Origin of the sequence: Jiangella sp. DSM 45060 (genome assembly GCF_900105175.1) — a bacterium.
In the GTDB taxonomy this organism is placed as follows: domain Bacteria; phylum Actinomycetota; class Actinomycetes; order Jiangellales; family Jiangellaceae; genus Jiangella.
The window spans coordinates 6,323,472-6,349,952 of sequence record NZ_LT629771.1 but is presented as its reverse complement, the minus strand read 5'-3'; the positions used below and the strand labels follow the sequence as shown (position 1 = coordinate 6,349,952).

24 protein-coding genes and 1 pseudogene are annotated in these 26,481 nt (G+C 73.0%); 14 read left to right on the top strand and 11 right to left on the bottom strand.

The features are described 5' to 3' along the window. Positions 1–4 precede the first annotated feature (4 nt). Positions 5–928 carry a YafY family protein gene (locus BLU82_RS34475; RefSeq protein ID WP_157741313.1) on the bottom strand — a complete coding sequence of 308 codons (924 nt, stop codon included), beginning with the start codon at positions 926–928 and terminating at the stop codon, positions 5–7. 145 nt (positions 929–1,073) lie between these two features. On the opposite strand from BLU82_RS34475, the pseudogene BLU82_RS36475 reads away from it, so the two are divergent. The 5 genes and pseudogenes from BLU82_RS36475 to BLU82_RS28515 form a co-directional block, all read left to right on the top strand. Next, positions 1,074–1,136 (top strand): annotated as a pseudogene (locus BLU82_RS36475) (zinc-ribbon domain-containing protein); the annotation flags it as partial. Positions 1,137–1,193: 57 nt separating this feature from the next. Continuing rightward, on the top strand, positions 1,194–2,384 hold the full coding sequence (locus BLU82_RS28530) for a S1C family serine protease (RefSeq protein ID WP_197683156.1): 1,191 nt from the start codon (positions 1,194–1,196) through the stop codon (positions 2,382–2,384). Positions 2,385–2,517: 133 nt separating this feature from the next. Further along, positions 2,518–3,828, top strand: coding sequence for an ATP-binding protein (locus BLU82_RS28525; RefSeq protein WP_092624283.1), 1,311 nt, complete (start codon positions 2,518–2,520; stop codon positions 3,826–3,828). 428 nt (positions 3,829–4,256) lie between these two features. Beyond that, the gene (locus BLU82_RS28520) at positions 4,257–5,447 is read left to right on the top strand and encodes an MFS transporter (RefSeq protein ID WP_092624282.1); all 1,191 of its coding nucleotides are present in this window, start codon (positions 4,257–4,259) and stop codon (positions 5,445–5,447) included. Further along, complete coding sequence (locus BLU82_RS28515) at positions 5,444–6,802, top strand: MFS transporter (RefSeq protein WP_092624281.1); 1,359 nt, start codon at positions 5,444–5,446, stop codon at positions 6,800–6,802. Before BLU82_RS28520 ends, BLU82_RS28515 begins: the two co-directional genes overlap by 4 nt. 6 nt (positions 6,803–6,808) lie before the next feature. Here the strand turns inward: BLU82_RS28515 and BLU82_RS28510 are convergent, their stop codons facing one another. From BLU82_RS28510 to BLU82_RS28485, 7 genes are read right to left on the bottom strand one after another with little or no spacing between them, the layout of a single operon-like run. Then, entirely contained in the window at positions 6,809–8,056 is a 1,248-nt protein-coding gene (locus BLU82_RS28510) for a Zn-dependent hydrolase (protein ID WP_157741312.1), read from the bottom strand. Beyond that, positions 8,053–9,507, bottom strand: coding sequence for a sodium/solute symporter (locus tag BLU82_RS28505; RefSeq protein WP_092624279.1), 1,455 nt, complete (start codon positions 9,505–9,507; stop codon positions 8,053–8,055). The genes BLU82_RS28510 and BLU82_RS28505 overlap by 4 nt, the downstream gene beginning before the upstream one ends. 4 nt (positions 9,508–9,511) lie before the next feature. After that, the gene (locus BLU82_RS34470; RefSeq protein WP_157741311.1) at positions 9,512–9,652 is read right to left on the bottom strand and encodes a hypothetical protein; all 141 of its coding nucleotides are present in this window, start codon (positions 9,650–9,652) and stop codon (positions 9,512–9,514) included. Further along, entirely contained in the window at positions 9,652–10,455 is an 804-nt protein-coding gene (locus BLU82_RS28500) for a hypothetical protein (RefSeq protein ID WP_092624278.1), read from the bottom strand. The genes BLU82_RS34470 and BLU82_RS28500 overlap by 1 nt, the downstream gene beginning before the upstream one ends. Beyond that, positions 10,452–11,267, bottom strand: coding sequence for an aspartate/glutamate racemase family protein (locus tag BLU82_RS28495; protein ID WP_157741310.1), 816 nt, complete (start codon positions 11,265–11,267; stop codon positions 10,452–10,454). The genes BLU82_RS28500 and BLU82_RS28495 overlap by 4 nt, the downstream gene beginning before the upstream one ends. 28 nt (positions 11,268–11,295) lie before the next feature. Continuing rightward, on the bottom strand, positions 11,296–12,498 hold the full coding sequence (locus tag BLU82_RS28490; protein WP_092624276.1) for an amidohydrolase family protein: 1,203 nt from the start codon (positions 12,496–12,498) through the stop codon (positions 11,296–11,298). Then, complete coding sequence (locus BLU82_RS28485; protein WP_157741309.1) at positions 12,495–13,616, bottom strand: CapA family protein; 1,122 nt, start codon at positions 13,614–13,616, stop codon at positions 12,495–12,497. Before BLU82_RS28485 ends, BLU82_RS28490 begins: the two co-directional genes overlap by 4 nt. 157 nt (positions 13,617–13,773) lie before the next feature. Here BLU82_RS28485 and BLU82_RS28480 point away from each other — a divergent pair, with 157 nt between their 5' ends. The 4 genes from BLU82_RS28480 (at position 13,774) to BLU82_RS28465 (ending at position 18,188) form a co-directional block, all read left to right on the top strand. Further along, positions 13,774–14,820, top strand: coding sequence for an Lrp/AsnC family transcriptional regulator (locus tag BLU82_RS28480; RefSeq protein WP_172885720.1), 1,047 nt, complete (start codon positions 13,774–13,776; stop codon positions 14,818–14,820). Between the two features lie 42 nt (positions 14,821–14,862). Then, complete coding sequence (locus tag BLU82_RS28475) at positions 14,863–16,092, top strand: dipeptidase (RefSeq protein WP_092624274.1); 1,230 nt, start codon at positions 14,863–14,865, stop codon at positions 16,090–16,092. Between the two features lie 6 nt (positions 16,093–16,098). Further along, positions 16,099–17,148: a zinc-binding dehydrogenase gene (locus BLU82_RS28470; RefSeq protein ID WP_092624273.1), complete on the top strand. Its 1,050-nt coding sequence runs from the start codon at positions 16,099–16,101 to the stop codon at positions 17,146–17,148. A gap of 89 nt (positions 17,149–17,237) precedes the next feature. After that, positions 17,238–18,188, top strand: a complete 951-nt coding sequence (locus BLU82_RS28465; protein WP_092624272.1) for a DUF4862 family protein — start codon at positions 17,238–17,240, stop codon at positions 18,186–18,188. Between the two features lie 2 nt (positions 18,189–18,190). On the opposite strand, the gene BLU82_RS28460 is transcribed toward BLU82_RS28465, so the two are convergent. Next, positions 18,191–18,697 carry a DUF6578 domain-containing protein gene (locus BLU82_RS28460; RefSeq protein ID WP_092624271.1) on the bottom strand — a complete coding sequence of 169 codons (507 nt, stop codon included), beginning with the start codon at positions 18,695–18,697 and terminating at the stop codon, positions 18,191–18,193. A 60-nt stretch (positions 18,698–18,757) separates the two neighbouring features. Continuing rightward, positions 18,758–19,099, bottom strand: coding sequence for a nucleotide pyrophosphohydrolase (locus tag BLU82_RS28455; RefSeq protein ID WP_092624270.1), 342 nt, complete (start codon positions 19,097–19,099; stop codon positions 18,758–18,760). Positions 19,100–19,118: 19 nt separating this feature from the next. On the opposite strand from BLU82_RS28455, the gene BLU82_RS28450 reads away from it, so the two are divergent. The 5 genes from BLU82_RS28450 (at position 19,119) to BLU82_RS28430 (ending at position 26,026) form a co-directional block, all read left to right on the top strand. Continuing rightward, positions 19,119–19,823 carry a sulfite exporter TauE/SafE family protein gene (locus BLU82_RS28450; protein ID WP_197682533.1) on the top strand — a complete coding sequence of 235 codons (705 nt, stop codon included), beginning with the start codon at positions 19,119–19,121 and terminating at the stop codon, positions 19,821–19,823. Positions 19,824–19,887: 64 nt separating this feature from the next. Further along, positions 19,888–23,292 carry a TM0106 family RecB-like putative nuclease gene (locus BLU82_RS28445; RefSeq protein ID WP_092624268.1) on the top strand — a complete coding sequence of 1,135 codons (3,405 nt, stop codon included), beginning with the start codon at positions 19,888–19,890 and terminating at the stop codon, positions 23,290–23,292. A 214-nt stretch (positions 23,293–23,506) separates the two neighbouring features. Next, the gene (locus BLU82_RS28440; protein WP_157741308.1) at positions 23,507–24,466 is read left to right on the top strand and encodes a hypothetical protein; all 960 of its coding nucleotides are present in this window, start codon (positions 23,507–23,509) and stop codon (positions 24,464–24,466) included. Beyond that, a complete protein-coding gene (locus BLU82_RS28435; RefSeq protein WP_092624266.1) occupies positions 24,459–25,352 on the top strand; it encodes a nucleotidyl transferase AbiEii/AbiGii toxin family protein in 894 nt (297 codons plus the stop codon). Before BLU82_RS28440 ends, BLU82_RS28435 begins: the two co-directional genes overlap by 8 nt. Before the next feature lie 26 nt (positions 25,353–25,378). Then, entirely contained in the window at positions 25,379–26,026 is a 648-nt protein-coding gene (locus tag BLU82_RS28430) for a nitroreductase family protein (RefSeq protein WP_092624265.1), read from the top strand. On the opposite strand, the gene BLU82_RS28425 is transcribed toward BLU82_RS28430, so the two are convergent. Next, on the bottom strand, positions 26,023–26,430 hold the full coding sequence (locus BLU82_RS28425) for a cupin domain-containing protein (RefSeq protein WP_092624264.1): 408 nt from the start codon (positions 26,428–26,430) through the stop codon (positions 26,023–26,025). The genes BLU82_RS28430 and BLU82_RS28425 overlap by 4 nt on opposite strands. Positions 26,431–26,481: the final 51 nt, after the last annotated feature.

Here is a 26,481-nt window from a genome sequence, read left to right as displayed (position 1 = left end):
GGCCTCACCGCAGCGGGCTCACGAATCGGCGCAGGTCGGCCACGATCTCGTCGACGACCTCGGGCGGCGCGACGACACGGGCGCGGCGCCCGAGCTCGTAGAGGCGGGCGCGGAACGCCGTCCGGTTCGTGACCGGAACGGTCAGCCGCACGACGTCGCCGTCGGCCGCGCGCATGGACGGCTCGCCGAGCATGGCCGTCACCTGTGTCTCGTGCTCGGCCGCCGTCTCGACGACGACGTCGACGCGGGGGTCGCGGGTCCACGTGATGGGGTTCAGGTCGGCGGCGGTCACCTCACGCAACGGCCCGGCGGTGCCGGGCGCGTCGAGCGCGACGCCGGACATGCGGTGCGTGACGAACCACTTCATCTCGGGCACGTCGATCTCGTGGCCGTACAGGTACCACCCGGACGCGCCCGGGCGGACCAACTGCGGGCGCACCACCCGCGGGCGGCCCTTGTACGTGAAGCGGATGACGCAGCGCTGCTCGACGGCGTAGGCGGCCTCGGTGAGCGGATCGGGCTCGGTGCGCCGCGGCTCGCCGGAGCGGACCAGGTCGTCGTCGGCCGGTGCGGGCAGGTCGCCGAGCCGCTCGCGGAAGCCGGCGTCGCCCGCGACCAGCGCCGCGCGCACCAGCTCGACCTGCTGCTCAGGGGTGAGCTGCACCCGCAGCCGGGTGTCGCGCGCGTACAGCCGGTAGTGCGCGTCGACGCCGGGGCCGGCGACGTTGCGGATGTCCCAGCCGATGGTGGTGAGCGCGGTGACGTCGCGGCTGAGCTGGCGCTGCGCGTCGTAGGCATCGCCGGCGCCGTACTGCCCGATGGCCACCAGCCGGTCGGCGGGCAGGCCGGCCGGCTCGGCCGACTCGAGTGCGAGCAGCAGCCGCGTGAGCCGCTCGAGCGGGCCGAGCTGATCGCGTCCTCCTGGCATGCCTGCCCTTCGCCGACGACGGGTCGCCGCACACGATAGGCGCCACCCCGGACGCAACGCGTGCGGCCGGAAGGATGGGCGCGCGCCAGGCGGTTCCCCACCGGAGCTGCGTGTGGCACGCTGATCTCGAGTCCGGGGGGAGCTCATGTACTGCCGCACCTGTGGGAAGCAGCTCGGCGACGACGCGCGGTTCTGCGCGTCCTGCGGGTCGCCCGCCGGCGGAGGCGGTCCCGGCTCGGCAGCGCGGCCGAGGCGGCGCGGGCGGATGCTCGCCTTCGGCACCGGGCTTCTGCTCGCGGGCGGGGCGGCCGCCGGGGCGTGGGCCGTCCTCGAGCGGGAGCGGCCGGCCGGCACCGCTGACGATCGGCAGCCGCTGGCGCTCCCGGATGCGTCGGTCACCTCGGTGCCTCCCGACCCGCCGACGTCGGCCGCCCCGCCGCCCGGTGAACCAGCCGACTTCGCCGGCCTCTTCGACGAGGTCGGCTCCGGCGTCTTCATGGTGCAGGCCACGACGTGTGCCGGATCGGGCGTCGGCTCGGCGTTCCTGGTGGACGACGGTCTCGTGATGACCGCCGCGCACGTCGTGACGGAGGCCGCCTCAGTGGTCGTCGCCCAGGATGACGGCGGCGTGTATCCGGCTGCTGTCGTCGGCATCGACGAGGTGAACGACATCGCCGTCCTGGAGGTGTCGGACGACGTCCGTGGGCATGCGTTCGACCTGGCCGATGCGCCGAGCTCGGCGGGCGAGGCGCTCGCGGTCATCGGCCATCCGCTCGGCGACCCGTTGACGATCACGTCGGGAACCGCCTCGCGCGTCAGCGAGGATCTGTGGCCGGACTTCCAGCTGGACGTCAGCGTGAACCCGGGTAACTCGGGCGGCCCGGTCGTCCGCGGCGACGGCGAGGTGGTCGGCATGGCCGTCGCCAGGCGTCTCGACGCAGTGGGTATGGCCTACGCGGTGCGCGTGGAGCTGCTGGCGGAGCGGCTTGCCGATCCCAGCCTGCTGGCCGAGCCGCCGGTTCCCCGGTGCGATGCGCCGCTCGGGCCGGCGGAGGGCTACACGGTTCCGGCCGTGCCGTCGGCCGACGAGTCGAGTGAGGCCGCCGCGACGACGTTGGCGAGCTACTTCGAGGGCATCAACACCGGCGACTACCAGTGGGCGTTCGACCAGCTGTCTCCTCGCCGGCAGGGCGACATGTCCGTCGACGATTTCGCTGCGGGTCTCGTGACCAGCTACGACTTCGGGTTCGTGGTGAATTCGTTCGAGGAGACCGCGGCCGGAGCACGCGTATGGCTCGAGTTCGTGAGCATTCAGGCGCCGGAGTTCGGGCCGGACGGCGAGGCCTGCACGAGCTGGTCGCTCGACTACGAACTGGTCTGGGACGACATCGGCTACCTGCTGATCGACCGCGTGACCGGGCACGGCGAGACGGCCGGGCACCGGCCCTGCGCCTGACGCCGCCGGGCGGATAAACCGATGGAGTTCGGGCGGCGGCCGACCGTATCGTCGAAGGCATGGATTCGAACCCCGCCACCACCACCGCCGTCACGGGAGGTGTCGCGTTCCGACGCCCGAGGAGGTGACGCCGATGGAGGCCGAGCAGGCGCCCGCGCCCGCCGACGCCGCGTTGCGGAGGATGCCGCCCGGTGTCCGGGACGCGCTGTCGTGGCTGGCGCACGTGCTCGACGCGACCGTGCCGTTGCGGACGGCCGAGGACCACGACGAGTTCGCCCGGCGGCAGCTGGGCGGCGACACCGCAGGGGTCGTCGCGGTGCGGGAGCGGCTCGGGCCGTTCACGGCGCCGCTGGTGGCCCGGGTGCTGGCCGAGGACATGCGCGCGCACCCGCCGTCCGACCTCGCCGGCCTCGAGAGCGACGAGAGCCCGCGCTGGGACCGCCTCCAGCTCGACGACACGGTCGAGACGGTGCCGACGTCGCTGGTGGCGGCGTTCGAGCCGGGCACGCTGAGCGCCGCTCCGCTGATCGTCGCCATCGACGCGCGGTGGTCCGACAAGGAGCTGATCGTCCACGCCCGCACCGCCGACGTCGAGGCGGCGGAGCGGTACCTGCAGGACGTCGTCGCGCGGGCCAGGGGTCCGCGGAACTACTTCAAGGGCCGCTGCCTGCACATCCGCGCCCGCCGCAGCGGGTTCGACGTCGTGCCGGTGGCGGTGCCGGACGAGTCGCGCGACGGCGTCATCGTCCCGGCCGCGGTCTGGGCCGACATCGACCTCAACGTCGCCGGGCTGTTCCGCCGCCGCGACCTCATGCAGCGGCTCGGCCTCGGCACCAACCGCGGGCTGCTGCTGCACGGCCCACCGGGCACGGGCAAGTCGGCGCTGTGCCGGGTGCTCGCCGCCGAGCTCGCCGGCGACGTGACGGTGGTGTTCTGCGACGCGCAGAGCATCGCCGACGCCATCGAGGCGGTCTATGAGGAGCTGACCCGGCTCTCGCCGGCGCTGGTCGTGCTCGAGGATCTCGACCTCGTCATCGGGCGCCGGCGCTACGGCAACGACCTCGGGCTGCACGGGTTCCTCGCCGCGTTGGACGGCGCGATGAGCCGGCACCAGGGCGTCGTCACGGTCGCGACGACGAACGATCCGCGCGTGCTCGACGACGCCGCGGTGCGGGCCGCCCGGTTCGACCGGACGGTGGAGCTGCCGCTGCCGGACGGTACGCAGCGACGGGCGATCCTGCGGCGCTACCTGGGGCCGCTGGCGGCGGCGGTCGAGGTCGACGCGATCGCCGACGGCACCGATGGCGCGTCGGGCGCTGACCTGCGCGAACTGGTGCGGCGCTCGGTTCTGGCCGACGGCGACGAGGTGACGACGGCGACGCTGCGGCGCAACGCCGGCGACGGCACCTGGGCCCCGGCGACGGGTGCTGGCCTGTACGTCTGAGGCCGGCCGTCCGGCTACTGTATCCACTGAGGCTGGACTCCGGCCGACCTGCCCGCACCCCCAAAGACCGAGCAGGTCGACCAGAGCGAGTGGACCGTACGACGACCCCCGGACAGAACGCCTGCGGCGGCGCGGCGCGCGGTTCGGGTGCGGCCGGTGGCGCCCCTGGCGCCGGGTCCGGCGAGGCGGAGGAGGACGGTGCGATCGGGCGACGACGATGCGGCCGGGCCGGCGGGCGTTGACGGAGGCGGTCGGCGTTCGGGCGCCGATCCGCGGCGCGGGCGGGTGGCGGCGTCCGGGCGGCCGGTGATCCTAGATGCCGGGCCGGCGGCGGTCGAGCGGCGCGGAGGGCGTTCGGGCGCCGATCAGCAGCGCGGCCAGCTGGCGGCCCGGCGGCCGGGGGAGGCTGCCGTCGTGCGGGAACGGCGTTGACGGCGGGCCCGAAAACCGGCCTCTGGTCGATCGGTCCGTCGGTATATCTCCCGTCGCTCCTGTTCGGCATCGGGCAGGGCGCGATCGCCCCGGTGATCCCGCTGTCGGCGCGGGACCTGGGCGGTTCGGTGGCGACGGCCGGGCTCGTGGTGGCGCTGCTGGGCGTCGGCAAGATCGTGGGCGACCTGCCGGCGGGGATGCTCGCGGTCCGGCTGGGGGAGCGGCGCGCGATGCTGTTCGCGCTCGCCGTCGTGCTGGCCGCGCTCACCGCCTGCCTGCTGGCGCCGTCCGTCTTCGTGCTGGCGGCGGCGGTGGTGCTGATCGGCATCTCGTCGTCGGTGTTCGGGCTGGCCAGGCATGCGTATGTCACGGAGGCGATCCCGTTCGAGTTGCGTGGCCGGGCGTTGTCGACGCTCGGGGGGATGCAGCGAATCGGGCTGTTCGCGGGCCCGTTCCTGGGCGCGGCGGCGATGAGCCGGCTGGGCCTCGACGGTGCGTACTGGGTGCACGTGGTGGTCGCGGTCGCGGCGGCGATCGTGCTGGTGGTGGTGCCCGAACCACCGGCCGCCGGCGCCAGGGAGCGGGCCGCGCCGCAGCAGCCGGACAACACGGCCCGGGTCATCCGCCGGCATCTGCCGGTGCTGCGGACGCTGGGCGTCGGGGCCTTGCTGGTGGGGGCGGCGCGGGCGTCGAGACAGGTGGCGATCCCGTTGTGGGGCGAGCACCTCGGCCTGGACCCCGCGACGGTGAGCCTGTTGTTCGGCCTCTCGGGCGCGGTGGAGATGCTGATCTTCTACCCGGCCGGCTACGCGATGGACCGCCTCGGCCGCCGCTGGATCGTCGTCCCGTCGATGCTGCTGCTCGGCCTCTCGCTGGTGCTGCTGCCGCTGACCGGCGGCGTCGGCACGTACACGGCGGTGGCGCTGCTGATGGGGTTCGGCAACGGGCTGGGCAGCGGCATCATCATGACGATCGGCTCGGACGTCTCGCCTGACGTCAGCCGCGCGACGTTCCTGGGGGCGTGGCGGCTGTTCGCCGACGTCGGCAACGGCGTCGGGCCGGTGCTGGTGAGCGTGGTGACGGCGGCGGCGACGCTGGGCGCCGCGATCGCGACCGCCGGGGCCGTCGCCTTCGTCGCGGCGGCGCTGATGGCCCGCTGGGTGCCCCGGAACGGCGCCGTGTCATGACGCAGCGACCCGGAGGCGTCTCCAACCGGCTGCTGCTCACGCTGTCGCTGGGCACCGTGTTGAACCCGCTGAACTCGTCGATGATCGCGGTCGCCCTGGTCAGCCTGCAGCGCGACTTCGGCGTCAGTATCGCGACGTCGACCTGGCTGGCGTCCGGGTTCTACGTGGTCGCCGCGGTGTGCCAGCCGCTGATGGGACGGCTGGCCGACCAGCTCGGCGCGCGGCGGCTGTTCATCGGCGGGCTGGTGCTGATGGCCGCGGCGTCGGCGCTGGCGCCGCTCGCGCCGGACTTCGGCTGGCTGCTGGTGGTCCGGCTGGTTCAGGCGGCCGCGACGTCGACGGCGTACCCGTCGGCGCTGATCCTGGTGCGCTCCGCCGGCGGCGAGGGCGCCGGGCCGCCCGCTCGCGCGCTCGCCGTCCTGTCGGTCGCCGCGTCGGGGAGCGCGGCGCTCGGCCCGGTGCTCGGCGGGCTGCTGGTCGCCGTCGCGGGGTGGGAGGCGGTGTTCCTGGTCAACGTGCCGGTGACGCTGGCCGGGATCGTGCTGGCGGTGCGCGTGCTGGCCGGCGTGCCGGTCGAACGGGGTCCGCGGATCGGGCTGCGCGAGCTGGACCTGCCCGGGATCGCGCTGTTCAGCGGCGCGCTGGTGGCGCTGATCTTCGGCGTGCTGTCGCTGGCGGACCGGCCGCTGTGGTGGCTCGCGCCGGTCGTCGTCGCCTTGGGGGTGCTGCTGGTGTGGCGGGAACGGTCGGTGGCCGAGCCGTTCCTCGACGTGCGCGGGCTGGTCGCGAACCGTGCGCTGCGCAGCGTCCTCGCCCAGCAGGGCGGCATCAACCTGGTCTTCTACTGCATCTTCTTCGGCATGCCGATCTGGCTGGAGCAGGTCCGCGGCTTCGATCCCGCGACGGTGGGCCTGCTGGTGCTGCCGACGACGCTGCTCAGCATGCTGGTCACGCCGGTCACGGCGCGGGCGATCCGGCGGCACGGGTCGACCGGGCCGCGGCTGCTCGGGCTCGGCCTGCTGGTGGTCGCGGCGTCGGCGCTACAACTGCTCGGCGACGACACCTCCGTCATGCTGCTGCTCGGCATCGCCGTCCTGCTCGGCGTGCCGAACGGCGTCACCAACCTCAGCCTGCAGACGGCGCTCTACGCGGCCGCGCCGGCCGGGCGGATGGGCGCGTCGGCCGGCCTGTTCCAGACCTTCCGCTACCTGGGCGCCATCGCGGCGACGAGCGTCCTCGGCGTCATCCTCGAACAGAACCTGTCGACCGGCGGCCTGCACGACGTCGGACTGCTGATCACCGGCGTCGCGGTCGTCCTGTTCGTCCTCGGCCTGCTCGCCGCTCGGCGCCGCTGACCCCCGTCACTCGGTCGCGAGGGTGGCGACGGTCCGTAGCAGGACGTCGGCTCCGCGCTCGACGTCCTCCCAGCTGCTGTGCTCGGCCGGCGAGTGGCTGCGCCCGCCGGTGCTCGGGATGAAGATCATCCCGGTCGGTGCGAGCCGGCTCAGGTTCTGCGAGTCGTGGCCGGCGCCGGACGGCAGCCGCATCGTCGTGCGCCCCAGGGCCGAGGCCACCGACTCGATCAAGTCCTGGACGCGCGGGTCGAGTGGCGCGGGGTCGGTGATGCTGTCGCGGGTGTACCGGACCTCCAGGCCATGGGCAGCGGCAGCGCGCCGAGCGGCGTCGACCAGCGCCTGTTCCAGGGCCTCGATGGACGAGCGCCGCACGTCGCGGAAGTCCAGCTGCAGCCGGGCGACGGACGGGACGACGTTGGCGCCGCCGGGCTCGACGGCGATGATCCCGCACGTCGCGACGGCGGTGTCGCTGATCGACGCGGTCACGTCCGGCAGCCCGGCCAGGAACTGCCCGGCTCCGCGCAGCGGGTCGCGCCGCATCGTCATCGGGGTGGTGCCGGCGTGGTCGGCCCGGCCGGTGAACTCCAGCGAGCCACCGCCCATCCCGACGATCGACGTGACGACGCCGATGTCCACGCCGGCCGACTCGAGGACGGCGCCCTGTTCGATGTGCAGCTCGACGAAGGCATGGACGGACCCGGACGGAATCGCCGTCCGGGTGGCCGCGGCGACGTCGCGGCCGGCGGCCCGGAGCGCGTCGACCAGCCGGTCGCCGTCGCGGCCACGCAGCCGCTCCAGCTCGTCGGGGGCATAGGACCGCACGAGGGCGGTGGAGCCGAGCAGATGGTGGTAGCAGCCCTCCTCGTCGGCGAACACCACCATCTCGACCGGACGGCGCAACGGCAGCCGCGACTCCGCCAGCCGGCGGGCGACCTCGAGCGCCGCCATGCTGCCCAGCGCGCCGTCGAAGCGCCCGCCGTCGGGCACGCTGTCGATGTGCGAGCCGGTCCAGACCGGCGCGGCGTCCGGTGCGTCCGGCGCCGGCACCGTCACGAAGACGTTGCCGATGCCGTCGGTCCGCAGCCGCAGGCCGGACGTCTCGCACTGGTCGCGCAGCCACTCCCGCGCCGCGGTGTCGGCGGGGGAGAAGCTGGTGCGGCTCACGCCGCCGGACGGCTCGGCGCCGAAGGTGGCCAGGGTCTCCAGCGTCTGGCGCAGGCGCGCGCCGTCGACCCGCAACTCGTCCGCGCTCACGCCTGCCCCCGGGCCTCGACCGCCGGTTCCGGCACGTCGTCGCTGAAGTACGGGTCGGTGGCGCTGGCCGGAGGCGGTGCCGTGAGCAGGCTGACGACCACCATGAGCACCAGCGAGGCGGCGAAGCCGGGCACGACCGGGTCGATGGAGCCGATGTCGCCCCACTGCCGCCAGCCCACCGTGCCGGCCAGCCCGCCGATCATGGCCGCGATGGCGCCCTCGCGGGTGGCGCGCCGCCACAGCACTCCGGCCACCACCGGCACCAGGAACACGGCGCCCATGAGCGCGCTGAACAGTGCCACGATGAACTGCACCAGCTCGCCGGCGCCGAAGCCGGTGAGCACCATGACCATGGGCACGATGCCCACGGCGACGGTGCCGATGCGCCCGATGAGCACGCGCCGCTGCGGCGACCCGCCCGGCCGGATGACGCCGTAGATGTCGTGCGACAGCGCCGTGCCCGCGACCAGCAGGACGGACGAGATGGTGGACATCATGGCCGAGGCCACCGCGACCAGCAGCAGCGTGCCCAGGAAGACCGGCAGCGCGTGCACGGCGAGCACCGGCATCGCCTGGTCGGCGGTGCTGAGCGCCGGGAAGAGGGTCCGGCTGCCCAGCGCGAGCACGAACACCAGCGTGTGGGCGAGTCCGACGAGGACGATGACGAAGCCGATGCCCTTGCGGATGGTCGCCATGTCCTTCATCGCGTAGAAGCGGACCAGCTGTTCCGGCCGGGCCACCGCGCCGAGGAAGAACGCCAACGACAGTGTCAGCAGCAGCGACGGCGCCATGCCGTCCCAGGTGAACGTGACCGGATTGGCGCTGTCGACGAGGGCGAGCATGGAGTTCAGCCCGCCCGTCTGGCCGAGCACCATCGGGATGGCCGCCGCGGCGCCGACGATCATGATCATCATCTGGAGGAAGTCGGTGTAGACGACGGCGAACATGCCGCCGATGGCGGTGTAGGCCAGCACCACCACCGTGAAGCCGACCATCCCGGCCTTCACGGAGACGCCGAACAGCGCGTTGGCGATCAGCCCGCCGGCGATGACCTGCGCCGAGATGTACACGACGAAGGCGACCAGGATGATCAGTGCCGCGATGACGCGCGCGCCCCGGCTGTAGTAGCGGGCCTCGATGAAGTCGGGCAGCGAGATCTTGCGCTGCCGGGTGAAGCGCGGCGCGATGACCGCGACCATGATCCAGTAGGCGAGCGGGAAGACGAACACCACCCAGGCGAACGACCATCCGACCGCGTACATGATGCCGATGGTGCCGATGAACAGTCCGGAGCTCATCTGGGTGGCGGCGATGCTCGCGCCTCCGACGGCCCAGCCCAGCCCGCCGCCGGCGATGTAGAAGTCCTCGTCGTTCTTCGTCATGCGCAGCCCGAAGTAGCCGAGGGCGAGCGTCAGGACGAGGTAACCGAGGAGTACGACCCATTCGGTCATGGCGTCATCCGTTCTCGCGGTGGTCGCGGATCCGCCGTGACTCGCGGCGGTTGAGCGCGGCCATCCAGCCGAAGTAGGCGAGGGTGAGGACGATGTAGATGGCCAGGTAGCCCCAGAAGACGAAGCCGGCCTCGAAGATCGACATCAGTGCCTCCGTCCGGCGGGCTCGGTGGCGGGCGCGGCGTCGTCGCGCTCCTCGGCCGCGCGGGCCCGTCCGCGGGTGAAGGAGAGGGCCAGGGCGGCGCCGCCGGCCAGCAGGGTCAGGAACAGCGCCAGGTTCACCCAGCCGCCCAGCGTCAGCAGCGGTGCGTCGCCCGTGGTCGCGACCGAGCGCAGCAGCGACGGCGCCGCCGGCAGCTCGTACGAGACCTCGGTGCGACCGTCGGACGCGGACACGCGCTCGGGGTTGGCGGGGAAGCCCTCGACGTAGTCGTAGCCGGGCGCCAGCCGCACCGTCGCGGCGAACACGCCGGGCGCCGTCGTCGCGGCCGGCAGGTCGAAGACCAGCACGGGAACCTCGGTGGTCATCCGGTCGCCGTCCACCACGCCGGCGTCGGGCGCGGTGTAGCGCAGCGTCAGCGTCGTCTCGGCGCCGGCCGCGAGCGGCTCGGCCAGGGTCACCGTCACGGTGGTCTTCAGGTCGGCGGTCTCGACGGACGTCTCGAGCTGCTCGCCGTCGGCGGACGTGACCTCGAGGTCGTCGACGGGGCCGGCGTCACCGCCGAAGTCGAGCGCCGAGAACGACAGGCTCGTCGTGTCGTCGGGACCGTCGCCGCCGTCGACGACGTAGGTCAGCTCGACCTGTGCCGCTCCCTGCTCGTCCACCTCGACCGTCGCCGTGGCCTCGCCGAGCGCCGGTGCCGCGGCCGCGACCCCCGACGCGACCAGCGGCAGCACGACGGCGGCGACGCCGGCCGCGAGGGCGCGCCGGGCGACCCGACGGGTCACGGCCGGCCTCCGCCGCCGCTGACGAAGAGCTCGCCGAGTTTCGCGCCGGCCGCGATCTTCGGCGGCGTCATGTAGGCGCGCCGGCTGTGCGTGAGGCCCTGCGCCACGGTGGCCTCCGCGGCGTGCAGGCCGGCCCGCGACGGGTTGATGACCGGGACGCCGAGCTCCTCGGTCATCTGCTCCGCGACGTCGAGGAAGCCCATGCTCATGCACCCGAGCACGAGGACGTCGGCGCCGTCCAGATCGACCGCCAGTCGGCCCTGCTCGAGCATGCGGCCCAGGGCGGCGCCGTGGTCCTTGTTCACATCGAGGACGGACGTCTCGATGTACCGCACGGACGCGAGCGCGTCGGCGGCGCCGGCCTCCCACGCCAGGCGGCGCAGGGCCGGCACGATGCTGGCGGTCACGGTGACGAAGCTGAAGCGGTGGCCGAGCGTCGTGGCGAGGGCGATGGACGCCGAGGCCGGCCCGACCACGGGCATGTCGCTGATCTCGCGCAGCCCGTCGAGGCCGGGGTCGCCGAAACAGCCGACGATGGCCGCGTCGAATCCGTCGGCCTCGGTGGCGACCAGCAGCTCGGCCATGGCGGGGATGCTCAGGTACTCCTCGTACATGGACTCGATGGAGGCCGGGCCGCGGTCGACGGCGCGGACCTCGATCTCGGTGCCAGGGAACGCCCAGTCGCGCAGCTTCTGCTGGCGGCGCTCCAGTTCGGCGGCGCCGAGCTCGGTCCGGTGCATCGGGCCGGGGACGAGATAGGCCAGGCGACGGGTGCGGTCGCGGGCGGTTTTTTCGCCGGTGTTCGCTGTCATGTCTGCTCCTCGCGGGGGTGCGTCGGTGTCAGGAAGACGGTGCCGGGCGGGTGAAGCCGTCGGCGTCGACGACGAGGTGGCCGTCGCGGTAGACGCCGGCCACCTCACGGACGGCGTCGATGTCCTGGAGCGGGTCGCGTCTCAGCGCGACGAAGTCGGCGCGGCGCCCGGGCTCGAGCGCCCCGATGTCGGTGACGCCCATCAGCTCGGCGCCGCGGACGGTGCCGGCGAGCAGCGCCTCCTCGGGGCTCCACCCGTGCGCCACCAGCCACTGCAGCTCGTAGCCGAACAGGCCGTGCATGGAGTCGGTGCCCAGGGCGATGGGCAGGCCCGCCGCGCGGATGCGGTCGACGGACTCTTCCATGGACGCGCGAGCCTGCTGGACCTTGGCCAGGATGGCCGGCTCGGCGGCGTCGCCCTGCTCGATGCCGCTGGGGTGGAACAGGATGGTGTTGGTGAGCACCAGCCAGGTGCCGTGGGCCACCAGAGCGGCGATGTTCTGCTCCGTCAGCAGGGCGCCGTGCTCGACCGACCGGACGCCTGCGGCCGCTGCGAGGTCGACCCCGGCGCCGCCGTGGGCGTGCGCGGACACCATGAGCCCGAGCTCGGCGGCGGTCTCGACGATCGCGGCGATCTCGTCGGCGGAGTAGTTCGACTCCTCCAGCGAGGTGTCGGTCGAGGACACGCCGCCGGTGGTGAAGATCTTGATGTGGTCGGCACCCTTCGCGGCGTTGGCGCGGACCGCCGCACGGGCGCCGTCGGCTCCGTCGACGCCGCCGGCGGCGCTGCCGTGCTTGCCGGTGGGGCTGAGCCCCCGTCCGGCCACCCGCAGCCGTGGCCCGGCCACCTCACCAGCGGCGACGGCTGCCTTGAAGTGCACGTCGATGTCGTGTTCCTCGGTCATGATGCGCGCCGTCGTGACCCCGGACGCGAGCATGCGGCGCAGGTTGTCGACGCCGCGCACGGTCTGCCACGCGGCCGGGCGCTGCAGCTGGCCGTGCTGGTCGCCCTCGCCCGGCCTGATGGTGACGTGGGTGTGCGCGTCGACGAACCCGGGCACGAGGTAGACGGCGCCGAGGTCGACCTGCCGCGCGCCGGGCGGGCACGCCTCGTCCGGCGGTCCCACGGCGGCGACCCGGCCGTCGCGCACCAGCAGGCCGGCCCCGTATCGGAGCCCGGGCCGGACGGCGTCGAAGACGCCGGCCGCTCGGAAGAACGTCGTGTCGGTCATGGTTCGAGCAGCACCTCACCGATCGTCGTGTCGGGCAGGACATCGGCCCGGGCGACGACGGGGCCGCCGTCGCTCAGCCGGTCGACGATCGCGCGGGCGCGATCGCCGGTGGCCAGGACCGGTTCGCCGGCGGCCATGGTGGCCGGGACGAACCGGACCGTCAGGCCATCGGCGCCGGGCGGGGAGACGAGGACGACCACCGAGTCGAGCGTGACGTCGGACCCGAACGCGCTGAGGTACGGCGCCGCCGGCACCCGCATGGGGAACTCGCCGGCGAGGTCGGACCACGCGTGGAACAGGAAGTTGCCGACGGAGTACGCGATCAGCCCGCCGCGGTGGCGTTCGACCGGATGCAGTTCGTGCGGGTGGTGTCCGACGACCAGGTGGGCGCCCGCCTCGATCAGGGCGTGCCCGGCCGGACGCTGGTATTGCGCCAGCAGGCCGTAGGACGGCGCCGCGAACCCGTGCGGCACGCCCCAGTGGACCGCGACGACGACGAGGTCGGCCCGCGCTCTGGCCGCTTCGACCGCCGCGCAGGCGGCGTCGAGATCGGCGGCGACGGCCGACGTGTGCACGAACGGCGCCATGCCCGGCTGCTCCGCCGCCAGGACGGGGTCGATCGACACCTGTTGGAGGACGCGCAACGGCGCCGCGCCGGGATGTCCGGGCGCCGCGGCGAAGCCCGGAGGGAGCGCGGCGGACAGACCCAGCAGGGCCACGCGTCCCGAGGTGGTCGTCCGCACGACCGGCGCCCGCGCGGCGGTGTCGTCGCGTCCGGCGCCGACGGCGGCGATGCCCACCCGGTCCAGCGCGGCCAGGGTGTCGTCGAGGCCCTCGGCGCCGAAGTCGAGCACGTGGTTGTTGGCGAGCGTGGCGACGTCGATGCCGAGCGCCGCGAGGTCGGCCGCCCGGGCCGGGTCGGAGCGGTGGACGAAGGCCTTCTCGGCCGGGACGCCGCGATTTGTGAGCGGCGACTCGACGTTCGCGAAGGCGGTCTCCGCGGCGCGGAGCAGGCCGGACAGCCGTGGGTCGACGCCGGTGGGAGTGTCCAGGACGACGACGTCGCCGACGGCGGCGAGCCAGGCGGGGCCGAGAGCGTGCGTCCCGAGATCGGTCACGGATCCTCCTCCCGCTGGCGGTGTGCCTGGGAGCTTTGCAAGTTTCCGTCGATCTGACAAGGGCTGGTGGGCGATTGGCTCCGTTGAAGAGCGCCTAGAGCAGAATTCTGTGCGTGAAGGCTTGATCGGCCGAGGAGTCTTTGCCACCATGAGCGGCATGTCGAATGATTCGCCCGCCTGGCTGCCCGGTCGGCTGCCTTCTTGGTCATCAGGGAGCGGCCGGCTCGACGACCTCGACCGGGCGATCATCGCGTGCCTGCAGCTGAACGGACGGGCGACCTGGCAGCAGATCGCGGCCGTGGCCGGCGCCTCCGAGTCGACGGTGTCGCGCCGCGCCAACCGGCTGCTCGCCAACCGCGTCGTGTGCGTCTCGGCGGTGCCCGACCCCGCGCGGTGCGGCCTCGGCACGCCGGTGCTCATGCAGGTCGAGTGCGCCGTCGGCGCCACGACGGCCGTCGCCGGCGTGCTGGCCATGCGCTCCGACGTGCGGTTCCTGGCCCTGCTGACCGGATCCCACGACCTCGTGCTCGAGGTCGTCGTCGGGTCCCGGGCGCACCTCGCCGACGTGCTGGTCGACCAGCTCCGGTCGATACCGGGCATCACCCACACCAGCACCGAGACCGTCGTGCGCAACTTCAAGACGTCCTACGACTGGAGCCGTGGTCTCCTCGGCGACCGCGCCGCACTCCTCGAGCGGCCCGCGGCGCCCGGCGGCGGGCGGGTGACGCTCGACGCCACCGACCTGCAGATGGTGCAGATCCTCGCCGCCGACGGCCGCACGTCGATGTCCGAGGTGGCCGCCCGCGTCGGCATCGGCGAGGCCGCCGCTCGCCGCCGCCTCGACGTCCTGACCTCGAGCGGCGCGCTCTGGTTCGCCACCTTCGTCGACCCGCAGGCCATGGGCTTCCAGACCGAGATGTTCCTCTGGCTGGGCGTCGACTACGCCCGGCTGGAAGAGGTCGCGGCCGAGCTCGCCCGGCATCCCGAGGTGCGCTACCTGTCCGCCACGGCGGGCTACAGCGACCTCGCCTGCGAACTCGTGCTGCGCGACCTCGACGACCTCTACCGCTTCAACACCGAGGTGCTGGGTTCGCTGCCCGGCATCCGCCGGGTCGAGATGGGCCAGGAGCTGCAGATCGCCAAGCGGGGGTTCCTGACCAGCTCGACCGTGCTTCCCGATATCGCTCCGTACGTGCCGCGCTGACCCCTGCGGCCAGGGGCGGGAGAGACAAGATGAGGTAACCGCATGACCGACACCGTCAAGCCGGCCACGCCCTACCGGTCCGGCCGCTACACCGGCTACACATCCTTCTCCTATCTCGAGGAGGGCCGCGACTACGAGGCGTTCGCGCTGGCGCCGGAGCTCGGCCGGGTGCCGGCCTACGAGCTCGGGCTCGACGACGAGCAGGAGGAGCGCACCCGCCGCCTCGTCCAGGACAACATCATCATCAGCCTGCACGACCACCCGCAGGTCTTCCCCGCCGACATGAACGAGGTGCGCAGCTACATCCGCACCGGCCGCGAGCGCACCGGCTACCTCGGCCTGTCGCAGTCGGGCATGACGGCCGTCTTCGACAACATGATGGACGGCACGGCCTGCGTCACCAGCAAGTCGGGCTGGAAGTTCGACGACATCGTCTACGACATCGGCATGCGCACGTCCGACATCGCGCACCAGGACTACGTCACCATCGCCCTCGGCCTCGACGACATCCGCTCCGCGCACGAGAACGACCAACTGGCCATCGTCCTGTGTCTCGAGGCGGCCACCCCCATCGAGAACGAGGTCGACCGCGTCGACCTGCTGTACGGCCTGGGCGTGCGCCAGATGGGCATCGCCTACTCCGAGGCGAACACGCTCGGGTCCGGTCTCAAGGAGGCCGGCGACGGCGGCCTGACGGTGTTCGGCCACCGGGCCGTGGAGCGCATGAACAAGCTCGGCATCGCCATCGACGTCTCCCACTCCGGCGACCGCACCTGCATGGACACCTTCGCGGCATCGACCAAGCCGGTGCTGATCACCCACGCGGGCGCGCGTGCCCTGTGGCCGACGCCGCGCATGAAGCCCGACGAGGTCATCCGCGGCTGCGCCGAGACCGGCGGCGTCATCGGCATCGAGGCGGCGCCGCACACCACCCTGACGCAGGCGCACCTCGAGCACTCCATCGAGTCGGTCATGGAGCACTTCGAGTACTGCGCCGAGCTGGTCGGCATCGAGCACGTCGCCTTCGGCCCCGACACCCTGTACGGCGACCACGTCACGCTGCACGACGTCTTCGCGTCGAACCTCGGCGTGCACGACGCGCACAAGGGACCGTCCTACCCGAAGATGCCCTACGTCGACGGCCTGGAGAACCCGACGGAGTGCTTCCACAACATCGTCGGCTGGCTGGTGAAGCACGGCTACAGCGACGAGGACATCATCGCGGTCACGGGCGGCAACATCATGCGTGCACTCGGTGAGATCTGGGTCTGAGCGCCGATGCGTGCCGTCGTCCTCGACCGCTACGGCGGGCCCGAGGTGCTCGCCGTCCGCGACGTCGCCGAGCCGGAGCCCGGCCCGCACCAGGTGGTCGTGCGCATGGCGGCGTCCGGGCTGAACCGGCTCGACGTGTTCGTCCGCCAGGGGCTCACCGGGCCGGGCGTGCGGCAGCCACGGGCGCTGCCGCACGTCATGGGCGCCGAGGGCGCCGGCACCGTGGTCGCGGTGGGCCCGGCGGCACGCACGGACCTCTCGCCCGGCGACGAGGTCATGGTGTTCTCCGGCCTGTCGTGCGGGTCCTGCCGGTTCTGCCGCCGCGGCGAGACCAGCAGGTGCCCGCGGTACGCGATCCTCGGCGAGGACGTGTGGGGCGTGCAGCGCGAGCTGGTCGCCCTCGATCCGACGAGCCTGCTCCGGGTGCCGGCCGGCCTGACGCTGACGGAGGCGGCCGCGGTCCCCACCACGTTCACCACCGCCTGGACCATGCTCATGACGACCGGCCGGCTGCGCATGGGCGAGCGGCTGCTCGTGGTCGGCGCCAGCGGCGGCGTCTCGACCGCCGCCATGCAGCTCGCGGCGTGGGCCGGCGCCGAGGTCTGGGCCGCCACCCGCAGTCCGGACAAGGCCCGCTACCTCGGCGGGCTCCCGTACGTCCACGAGGTGGTCGACAGCAGCGTCCCGGGCTGGTCGGCAGAGGTGCGCGAGCGGACCGGCGGCGAGGGCGTCGACATGGTCGCCGACGCCGTGGGCGCGCCGACGTGGCCCGACGCCATCCGGTCGCTGGCCACGGGCGGGCGCCTGGTGATCTGCGGAGCGACGGGCGGCGACCGGCCCGACCTCAGCATCCGCGAGCTCTACCAGGCACACCGGCAGATCCTGGGCGCGCCGTTCGGCGGCTGGAACGACTTCGTCGACGTCGTCGGCCTCATGGGCCGCACCAGTATCCGCCCGCTCGTCCACGCGACCGTGCCGATGGAGCGGACCGGTGACGGCCACCTGATCATCGAGCGCGACGAGCACATCGGCAAGGTGGTCGTCGACCTCACGTGACCGGATGCCGACCCGGCATATCGTTCCATGTCGGCCCGACCTACGCTGAACGCGACCCGACTCGGTTCACAGCCAGCGAGGAGATCGGCATGCCCTTCATCGTCGGTGCGTACGCGGCGGCCCCCCGTGGCCTCGAGGCAGGCACCCCGTTCCGGAGCTTCGTCGACGACGTGCTGGCGGTGCCGGCGGTCGACGGGCTGGAGGTGCCGTTCCTGGGCAACGGCTCGCCCTGGAACGACACCGCCTACCTGCACGCGACGGACCCGGCGAGCGAGCACGTGCTGACGATGATCCCGGCCACGATGATGGCGCTGGGCGGGTCGCCGGCGCAGGGGCTCGCGTCGTCCGACGACGATGGCCGCAAGCAGGCACTGGAGCAGTTGCGCCGCGCCTACGAGTTCGTCGTCGCGGCCGGCGAAGGGCCGGGCGGGCGGTTCACCGCGGTCGAGCTGCACCCGGCGCCGCGGCACCCGCACACGTCCGCCGACGCGTTCCGGTCCTCGCTCGACGAGGCGCTGAGCTGGGACTGGGGCGGTGTGCGGCTGACGATCGAGCACTCCGACGCGCACAGCGACACGTACGCGCCGTCGAAGGGGTTCCTGTCGCTGGCCGACGAGCTGGACGTCGCCGACGAGCGCGGCATGGGCGTCGTGCTGAACTGGGCCCGTTCGGCCATCGAGACCCGCAGCGTCGACGGCCCGCGCGAGCACCTCGCCGCCGTCGTGGCGCGGGGACGGCTCGGCGGGCTGGTGTTCTCCGGCGTCTCCGACGCCGCCACCCTCGACGGCGCGGCCTGGGCCGACCTGCACCTGCCGATCCGCGGCTGGTCCGACGCCCCGGTCGCCGCCGACGCCGCGGCCAGCCTGCTCACCACCGACGAGGTGGCGGCCTGGCTGGCGGCGGCGGGCGCGCCTGACCTCGTCGGCGTGAAGATCACGTCACCGAGCAACGCCACCCCGGCCGAGTGCCGCGACCTCGTGCGGGCGCACGTCGCGATCGTCGCCGCGGCCGTCGAGGCGGACCGGGCTCGCCGCGGGTGACGTCACACGCCGGCGTTCTGGAGGTCGACCAGGAACAGCGGGGGTTTGTCCGTGCCGTGGGTGCGGTCGGCGAACCCGCGCACGTCGCGCAGTTCCCACGTGGACGGGTCCGGGACCAGCGCGTCGTCGCGGCGCACGTACTCGACCACGGCTTCGCGCACCCGCGTGATGCGGCCCGTGGTGAGCGGGACGGACTCGGGGACGAGTTCGTGGTGGTCCTCGGCGAACGTGCCGGTCAGGCTGACGGCCGCGCCGGCCGGCCGCGGCGGGCCGAACGCCGTCACCCCGGCCGCGGGTCCGCCCTGGACGGTGAGGAGGGTGCCGTCGTCGCCGTGCTCGTCGCTTCCGACCCGCTCGCCGGTCACGACGTCGACCGTCACGACCGCCTCGGCCGGCGAGGCGCCGTCCTCGGTGAGGGACAGCCGCCAGTGCACGAGGTCGCCGACGGCGAACGGCTCGCCGCAGCAGGCGAACTGCCACTCGTGGACGAGCACCGGGAAGGTGGGCATGCCTCCATGATGCCCCCGCGGGCGTCGTCCCCACCCGGAATATCGTTCCAGGCCGGGCCGTCAGGGGCCGGGCGGGTAGCGCAGCTCCACCTCGTCCAGCTTGTGGTGGGCGTTCGCGACCAGGTCGACGTCCAGCGCCATCGCCAGGTGCACGAGGTAGTTGGTGACGTCGGCCAGCTCGGAGCGGATCCGCGCGGCCGCCTCCGGGTCCGCCGTCACGACGGCCGCGGACTCCTCCGGCGTCAGCCACTGGAACTCGGCCAGCAGCTCGCCGGCCTCGCCGGCCAGCGCCATCGCGAGGTTCTTCGGGGTGTGGAACGGCTCCCACTGACGGTCGGCGGCGAAGCGCCGCAGCCGCTCGCGCAGGCCGTCCAGGCTCGAGGTGTCGGTCACGGGGGCCATGATGCCGCCCGTTGACGTGATGATCGTGCTCGCGGTCGCCGTGTTCCTCGGCGCCGCCGTCCAGGGCGCGATCGGGCTCGGGCTGGGCCTGCTGGCCGCGCCGGTCGCGGCGCTGCTCGCGCCGGAGCTGGTGCCCGGCACCCTGCTCTGGCTCTCGCTGCTGCTGCCGGTGCTCACGCTGGCGAGGGAGTGGTCGCACGTCGACTGGTGGGGTCTGCGCTGGGCGTTCCTCGGTCGGGTGCCCGCCACCGCGCTGGGCGCCTGGATCGTCTCCGTCAGCTCGCCGCGGGTGCTGAGCGTGGCCGTCGGGCTGGTGATCCTGCTCGCGGTGGCACTGACCGTGCGGACGATCCGGCTGCCCATGCGGCGCGGCGTGCTGGTCGCGGCCGGCACGGTGTCGGGCATCTCCGGGACGGCGACGTCCATCGGCGGGCCGCCGCTGGCGCTGGTCTACCAGAGCGAGCTGGGGCCCAGGGTGCGCTCGACGCTCGCGGTGTACTTCCTGATCGGCGCCGGCTTCTCGCTGGTGGCGCTGACCGTCGTCGGGGAGCTGGGGATGACGCAGACGCTACCGGCGCTGTGGCTGACGCCGCCGCTGGTGGCGGGGTTCGCGGCAGCGTCGGCGCTGCGGAGGTTCGTCGACGGCGGACGGCTGCGGCTGGCGGTCATGGCCGTGTGCACGCTGTCGGCCGTCACTCTGATCGTGCGTTCGCTCGCCGGGTGATGTCGCGCCCCGATTCTGTCGGAGGCATACGGCAGGCTTGGACCCGGAAGAGAGGAGGTGCGCCATGTACGTCACCGACGGCCGGCTGGTCCTGAGCCCCACCGACCTCGTGGGCCACCTGGAGTGCGCCCACCTCACCACGCTGAACCTCGAGGTGGCGCTCGGGCAGCGGCCGCGGCCGTCCGGCGCCGACCCCGGCGCCGATGTCGTCCGCCGCCGCGGCGACGAACACGAGGCCGCCGTGCTGGCCGAGATGACGGCGGCGCACCGGGTGGTCGAGATCCCGCGCGGCACCGGCCCGGCCGACGCCGAGGACCGCACGCTCGCGGCCATGAAGGACGGCGCCGACCGCATCTTCCAGGCCACCTTCTTCGACGGCCGGTGGCGCGGCCACGCCGACTTCCTCGTCCGCAACGACTCGCGGCCGTCGGATCTGGGCCCCTGGTCCTACGACATCGCCGACACGAAACTGGCGCGGCACGTCAAGGCGGCCGCGCTGCTGCAGATGGCCGTCTACGCCCAGCGGCTGGCAGAACTGCAGGGCGTGCCGCCCCAGACGCTCACCGTCATCCTCGGCGACCGCCAGCAGGTCGCCGTCCCATACGTCGACGTCGCCGCCTACGCGCGCCACGCCATGCGCCGGTACGGGCAGTGGCTGGCCGAGCCGCCGCCCACCTACCCCATCCGGGTCGGCCACTGCGCCATCTGCCCGTGGAAAGAGCCGTGCGCGCAGCGGTGGCAGGCCGACGACGACCTCGTGCTGGTGCCGTTCCTGCGCCGCGACCAGCGCGACGTCCTGCGCTCGGCCGGCATCACCACGGTCGAGCAGCTGGCCGCGGTGCCGCCGGCCGAGCTCGACGCCGTCACGCGGGTCGGCCCCGGCGCCAGGCGCAAGCTGTCCACCCAGGCCCGGCTGCAGGTCGGCGCGCGCACGCGGGAGCTGCCGCCGTACGAGCTCATCACGCCGGTCGAGGTGCGCCGCGGACTGGCCCTGCTGCCCGCGCCCGACGACGGCGACCTCTTCCTCGACCTCGAGGGCGACCCGTTCTTCGGCGACCACGGCCTGGAATACCTGTGGGGCGTGTCCGACACCCGCGACGGGTTCACCTCCTGGTGGGCGCACGACCCACCCGCCGAACGGCGCGCGTTCGAGCACGTCGTCGACCACCTCATGGCCGCCTGGCGGCAGCGGCCGGGCATGCACGTCTACCACTACGCGCCGTACGAGCCCAACGTGCTCAAGCGTCTGTCGCAGCGCTACGGCACCCGGGTCGACGACGTCGACGCGCTGCTGCGGGGCGAGCGGCTGGTCGACCTCTACGCCGTCGTCAAGCAGGGCCTGCTCATCGGCACCGAGTCCTACTCCATCAAGGCGCTCGAGCGGTTCTACTCACCCGACGGCCGGGCCGGCGCCGCCGTCAAGGACGCCGGGTCCAGCATCGTCGAGTACGAGCGCTGGCTGGCCGAGCGCGACCAACGCATCCTCGACGACATCGAGTCCTACAACCGCGACGACTGCGTCAGCACCCGGCAGTTGCGCGACTGGCTGGAAGAGCGCCGCGACGAAGCGCTGGCCGCGGGGCTGGTCGTCCCCCGTCCCGACGACGCCGACGACCAAGCCGACTACCTGAAGGAACGCGACCCCGAGCTGGTCGCGGTCGAGCAGCGGCTGCTCCACGACGTCCCCGCCGACCCCGACGCGCGCACCCCCGACCAGCGGGCTCGGGCGCTGCTGGCCGGGCTGCTCGAATGGCACCGGCGCGAGGCGCGGGCGGAGTGGTGGGAGTACTTCCGGCTGCGGCGGCTCACGTCCAGCGAACTGGTCGACGACGTCTCGCCGCTGGGCGGGCTGGCCGACCCCGTGCTGCTGCGCACCGAGCGGCGCTCCGGCGTGTGGCGCTACTCCATCCCGGTGCAGGACTGCCGGGTCCGGGTCGGCGAACGGGTCGAGCACGCCGGGCAGGAGGGCCGGTCGAGCGTCGTCGTCGGGCTCGACCTCGAACACGGCCACGTCGACCTCAAGCGTGCGCTGGCCAACGAGCACCCGCACCCCACCGGCGTGCTGAACGTCGGGCCCATCCCGGCCGGTGTGCAGGAGAAGGCGCTGGTCCGGGTCGGCGGCTGGGTCGCGGCGCACGGTTTCGCGGGCGACGGGCCGTTCCGCGGCGTGCGCGACCTCCTGGCCGGCGCGGCGCCGAGGCTGGCCGGCGGGGTGCCGCTGCGGCTGGACGGCGAGTCCGGGTCCGACGCGCTGCGCCGGGTCGCGCCGGCGCTCCACGGCGCGCTGCCGGTGCAGGGGCCGCCCGGCGCGGGCAAGACCTACGCCGGCTCGCACGCCGTCGTCGAACTGCTGCGGGCAGGAAAGACGGTCGGCATCACCGCGCTGAGCCACCGGGTCATCACGCACCTGCTCGACGCCGTGCTGGCCGCCGATGGCTCGGGGCTGGTCCGGGCCGTCCAGAAGGCCGACGACGGCAACGCCAGCCGGCATCCGGCGGTCACCGTCACGAACTCCAACGACGACGTCGAGGCGGCGGTCGCGGCGGGTACCGTCAACCTCGTCGCCGGCACCGGCTGGCTGTTCGCCCGCCCCGACATCCACGTCGACGTGCTGGTGGTCGACGAAGCGGGGCAGTTCTCGCTGGCCAACACCGTCGCCGCGGGGGCCGCCGCCGGCTCCGTCATCCTGCTCGGCGATCCCCGCCAGCTGCCGCAGCCGGCCAAGGGCAACCACCCCGACGGCGCCGGCGTCTCCGCGCTCGACCACGTGCTGGGCGAGCACGACACCGTCCCGCCCGAGCGCGGCCTGTTCCTCGACACCACGTGGCGCATGCATCCCGCCGTGTGCGCGCCGGTGTCCGAGCTGTCCTACGACTCCCTGCTGGTGCCGCGGGCGGGGCTGTCCGCGCAGCTGGTCGGCGGGTCCGGCGAGCTGGCCGGCGCCGGGGTGCGCTGGGTGCCGGTCGAGCACGCCGGCTGCTCCGTGCGCAGCGACGCCGAGGTGGCCGTGGTGTCCGACCTCGTCGCGTCGCTGACCGGCCGCCACTGGACGGCTGCCGACGGCTCCACCCGTCCGCTCGGCCCCGACGACCTCCTGGTGGTCGCGCCCTACAACGCGCAGGTCGGCCAGCTGCTCGGCGCCCTCGACGGCCGGGCCCGCGTCGGCACCGTCGACAAGTTCCAGGGCCAGGAGGCCCCGGTCGTCATCGTCTCCCTCACCACGTCCTCGGCCGCCGACGCCCCTCGCGGCGTCGACTTCGTCGCCAACCGCAACCGCCTCAACGTCGCGGTGTCGCGGGCTCGGTCGCTGGCCGTGCTGGTCGGCAGCCCGGCGCTGCTGAGCGCCCCGGTCCGCAGCCTCGACCAGGTGCAGGGCATCAACACGCTGTGCCGCCTGGTCGAGTACGCCACCGGCGGGCACGCGACGAGACCGGGCGACGACGGTGCCTCAGCCGACGGCCGGATCTAGCGCTGTGCCGGCCGACGCTTTCCGGCCTAGGCTTCGGCGCCCGTAGCGCGCTTGAGGAGCGACTTGTCCGGCTCAGCCGCCAGGGCTACCATTCATTCGGGCACAGCATTCACTCCTCGGTGAAGGGTGCGACTGGGTGAGGGGTAAGGTACAGCTCCCGTCGGAGTCGCCCCCGCTCTATTGGGCGGCTCTGGCGAGCATTCCTGAGTTCGTTGTGACCACCGGAAACTACGAGCGAATCGAACTGAATGGCGACGAACGCCGCCTCACCATCCTGGCGCGACCGCCACGAACGCCGAATGGGCTCGAGCTCCAGGAGCTTCGGCCGAAGCCGGGAACGGTCGGCCTGGTCGTTGCCGCGAGTCTCAGTGACTCTGAGCGGGACGGCATCGAGCAGGCCGGTCTCTCCTGGTGCGACGCACGGGGGGCAGTCCACCTCAGTTGGCCCGGCCTCTACTTCCACGTCGATCACGGAACCCGGAAGGTCACCCGCTCGTACCGGGTGACGGAGCCCGGGCTCGGGGTGGCCAGCATCCGGGGCGTGCAGACCATGCTGTCGGCCCCCGGAGCGCCGTGGAGTGTCTCCGTTCTGGCCAAAGAGGCGGCGTTGTCCACCGGTCAGGCCCACAACGTGCTGAAGATCATGGAGCGAAACCACCTGGTCCGGGTTCAGGGCGTCGGCCCCAAGATGCGCAGGTACCTCCGGGATCGCGACGAGACACTCGAGTGGCTCGCTGGTGTCGAACGGGGCCGCCGACGACCGGAAGCAGCTGCCGGCTACCTGTACGCGCGTACGTTCGACGACCTCATCGAACGTTTCGTCGCGCGAGCTTCAGAGGCGGAGGTGACGTACGCGCTCACCGCGACCAGTGGCGCCGTTGCGCTCGGGCACGCCGTGCTCACCAGTCCTCGGGTGCTCCAGGTCAGGGTCAGCCCAGGTGGCGCTGCGCAGACCTTGGCGGTTCTCGGCCTGGAACCGCTCGACGCGGACGAGGCCGGGCGAGGTATGAATCTTGAGCTCTGGACCGACTCCGGCGAGCTGGGCACCTACCGCAGTGAGGACGCCGGCCGAGTGCACGTCGCCCCGAGGGTGCGCATCTGGTTGGACATGGTGCGACAGGGTGGCCGCACCGCCGACGCTGCCGAACTGTTCAAGGAGCAGGCCCTTGACTGAGCCCGACGGCCGTCACCGCACGCAGTACGACCCGGCGTCAGCCGATCTCGTCCTCGCTCAGGCAGCGGACATCGTTCGCGCGACCGGTTTCGCCGCACAGCACCTCGTGCTCATCGGCGGACTGGTGCCAAGCCTGCTTGTGCCGGTGCTTGATCCCGGGATTGAACCGCACATCGGCACCGCCGATGTCGACCTCTGCCTGAGCCTCGCACTCGTCGACGGCGACACGGGGACTTACGAGCGAATCGAGACCATCCTCAGGCGGATGGGCTTCGTGGCGGGTGAGGCGTCCTTCCGCTGGGTGCGCCGCGGCGATGTCCCGATGATCGTCGAGTTCTTCTGCCCAGCCGGACCCGATCGGCCGGCCGGAAGGATCTGGCGACCGAAGTCCGCCGAGAATCCCGTCGGGAAGCAGAATCTCGGTGGCACCCTCTCCGCGCTGTCGCTGGCCGCCGGCGGAATCTTGACCGAGGACGTCGAGCTTCTCCGGCGGGACGTCGTGCTGCCCGACGGGAAGGGCCGGGTCCCGATCGACCTTCGCTGCACCGGCCCTGTCGCCTTCGTCGTGGCGAAGACGCAAGCCCTGCTCGGGCGTGACAAGCAGAAGGACGCGTACGACATCGTCTGGCTAATCGAGAGCTGGCCGGGCGGCCCCAGCGCGGCCGCGACGGCCTTCGCCGAGAGGCCGGCGTTCGACGCACCCGAGACCGGAGCTGCGCTTGACGATCTTCGGACGGCGTTCGCCGATGTCGAGGCCATCGGCCCCCGTAGCTACGCCCGCTTCCTCGCCACCGATCCGGACGAGGAAGCCGGCCTGGAACGGCGCGCGGTCGGTGCGATCGAGGAGTTTCTGGCCACGATCCCGGACCGAGACGTCCAACCGTAGAGAGTGTTGGAGGGATCGAGATGCACATGGACACCGCCGTCACCGACCATCTGCTCAGCACCACGCGCGCGGTGCGGCGCAAGCTCGACCTCGACCGCGAGGTCGAGCCCGAGGTCATCACCGAGTGCCTGCGCCTCGCCGTGCAGGCGCCCACCCCGGGCGCGGCGCAGAGCTGGCGCTGGCTGGTGGTGCGCGACCAGGAGCTGCGTCACCAGCTGGGCGCCATCTTCCGCGAGATCGGCTCCGCGTACATGCGCCGCCGCCGCGAGGCCGCCGGCGCCGCGGCCGACGAGCAGCCGATGAAGCGCATCCTCGAGTCCGGCCAGTACCTCGTGGACGTCATCGAGCGGGTGCCGGTGTTCGTCATCCCGTGCGTGCAGGGGCGGCCGCACGGCACCAACGCCGCCGACTCCGTCTTCTACGGCGGCATCTTCCCGGCGGTGTGGAGCTTCCAGCTGGCGCTGCGCTCCCGCGGCCTCGGCTCCACCCTCACGTCGTACCACCTGGTCAAGGAGGCCGAGGCGGCCCGCATCCTCGGCATCCCCGACGACGTCACCCAGGTCGGGCTGCTCCCCGTCGCCTACACCACGACGCGCGACTTCAAGCCCGGCACCCGCCAGCCGGTCGAGGAGCTCAGCTACCTCGACCGCTGGGGTGAGCCGCTCGTGTCCTAGCCCGCCAGCGCGCTCCCGGTCGTGCGGGTGATGTGCTCCGGCACGTCGCCCTCGTGGTCGCCGGTGTTGACGGTGCCGGTCGGTTCGAACATGAGGATCGACGCGCCGTCGGCCGACGACGGGCGGTGCTCGGTGCCGCGCGGGACGACGAACACGTCGCCGCGGCGCAGGGTCACCGCGGACTCGCGGCCGCCGTCGGCGGGAAGGCGCAGCGCGATGGTCAGCTCGCCGTCCAGGACCAGGAAGAACTCGTCGGTGTCGTCGTGCGCGTGCCAGACGAACTCGCCGGCCACCTTGGCGATGCGGACGTCGTAGTCGTTGACCCGCGTGACGATGCGCGGGCTCCACAGGTCGTCGAACGAGGCGAGGGCGGCGTCGAGGCTGACAGGTGCGGATGTGGTCATGACACCAGCCTGGCTGCTGCGGCGGCGCCCGGCGAGTAGTAGGAATGGCAT

Excerpts from the sequence above, each read along its gene's own strand:
- BLU82_RS34475 (WP_157741313.1), bottom strand. The coding sequence starts at position 928 with ATGCCAGGAGGACGCGATCAGCTCGGCCCGCTCGAGCGGCTCACGCGG.
- BLU82_RS28530 (WP_197683156.1), top strand. The coding sequence starts at position 1,194 with ATGCTCGCCTTCGGCACCGGGCTTCTGCTCGCGGGCGGGGCGGCCGCC.
- BLU82_RS28525 (WP_092624283.1), top strand. The coding sequence starts at position 2,518 with ATGGAGGCCGAGCAGGCGCCCGCGCCCGCCGACGCCGCGTTGCGGAGG.
- BLU82_RS28515 (WP_092624281.1), top strand. The coding sequence starts at position 5,444 with ATGACGCAGCGACCCGGAGGCGTCTCCAACCGGCTGCTGCTCACGCTG.
- BLU82_RS28505 (WP_092624279.1), bottom strand. The coding sequence starts at position 9,507 with ATGACCGAATGGGTCGTACTCCTCGGTTACCTCGTCCTGACGCTCGCC.
- BLU82_RS34470 (WP_157741311.1), bottom strand. The coding sequence starts at position 9,652 with ATGTCGATCTTCGAGGCCGGCTTCGTCTTCTGGGGCTACCTGGCCATC.
- BLU82_RS28495 (WP_157741310.1), bottom strand. The coding sequence starts at position 11,267 with ATGACAGCGAACACCGGCGAAAAAACCGCCCGCGACCGCACCCGTCGC.
- BLU82_RS28490 (WP_092624276.1), bottom strand. The coding sequence starts at position 12,498 with ATGACCGACACGACGTTCTTCCGAGCGGCCGGCGTCTTCGACGCCGTC.
- BLU82_RS28480 (WP_172885720.1), top strand. The coding sequence starts at position 13,774 with ATGTCGAATGATTCGCCCGCCTGGCTGCCCGGTCGGCTGCCTTCTTGG.
- BLU82_RS28475 (WP_092624274.1), top strand. The coding sequence starts at position 14,863 with ATGACCGACACCGTCAAGCCGGCCACGCCCTACCGGTCCGGCCGCTAC.
- BLU82_RS28470 (WP_092624273.1), top strand. The coding sequence starts at position 16,099 with ATGCGTGCCGTCGTCCTCGACCGCTACGGCGGGCCCGAGGTGCTCGCC.
- BLU82_RS28465 (WP_092624272.1), top strand. The coding sequence starts at position 17,238 with ATGCCCTTCATCGTCGGTGCGTACGCGGCGGCCCCCCGTGGCCTCGAG.
- BLU82_RS28460 (WP_092624271.1), bottom strand. The coding sequence starts at position 18,697 with ATGCCCACCTTCCCGGTGCTCGTCCACGAGTGGCAGTTCGCCTGCTGC.
- BLU82_RS28455 (WP_092624270.1), bottom strand. The coding sequence starts at position 19,099 with ATGGCCCCCGTGACCGACACCTCGAGCCTGGACGGCCTGCGCGAGCGG.
- BLU82_RS28450 (WP_197682533.1), top strand. The coding sequence starts at position 19,119 with ATGATCGTGCTCGCGGTCGCCGTGTTCCTCGGCGCCGCCGTCCAGGGC.
- BLU82_RS28445 (WP_092624268.1), top strand. The coding sequence starts at position 19,888 with ATGTACGTCACCGACGGCCGGCTGGTCCTGAGCCCCACCGACCTCGTG.
- BLU82_RS28430 (WP_092624265.1), top strand. The coding sequence starts at position 25,379 with ATGGACACCGCCGTCACCGACCATCTGCTCAGCACCACGCGCGCGGTG.
- BLU82_RS28425 (WP_092624264.1), bottom strand. The coding sequence starts at position 26,430 with ATGACCACATCCGCACCTGTCAGCCTCGACGCCGCCCTCGCCTCGTTC.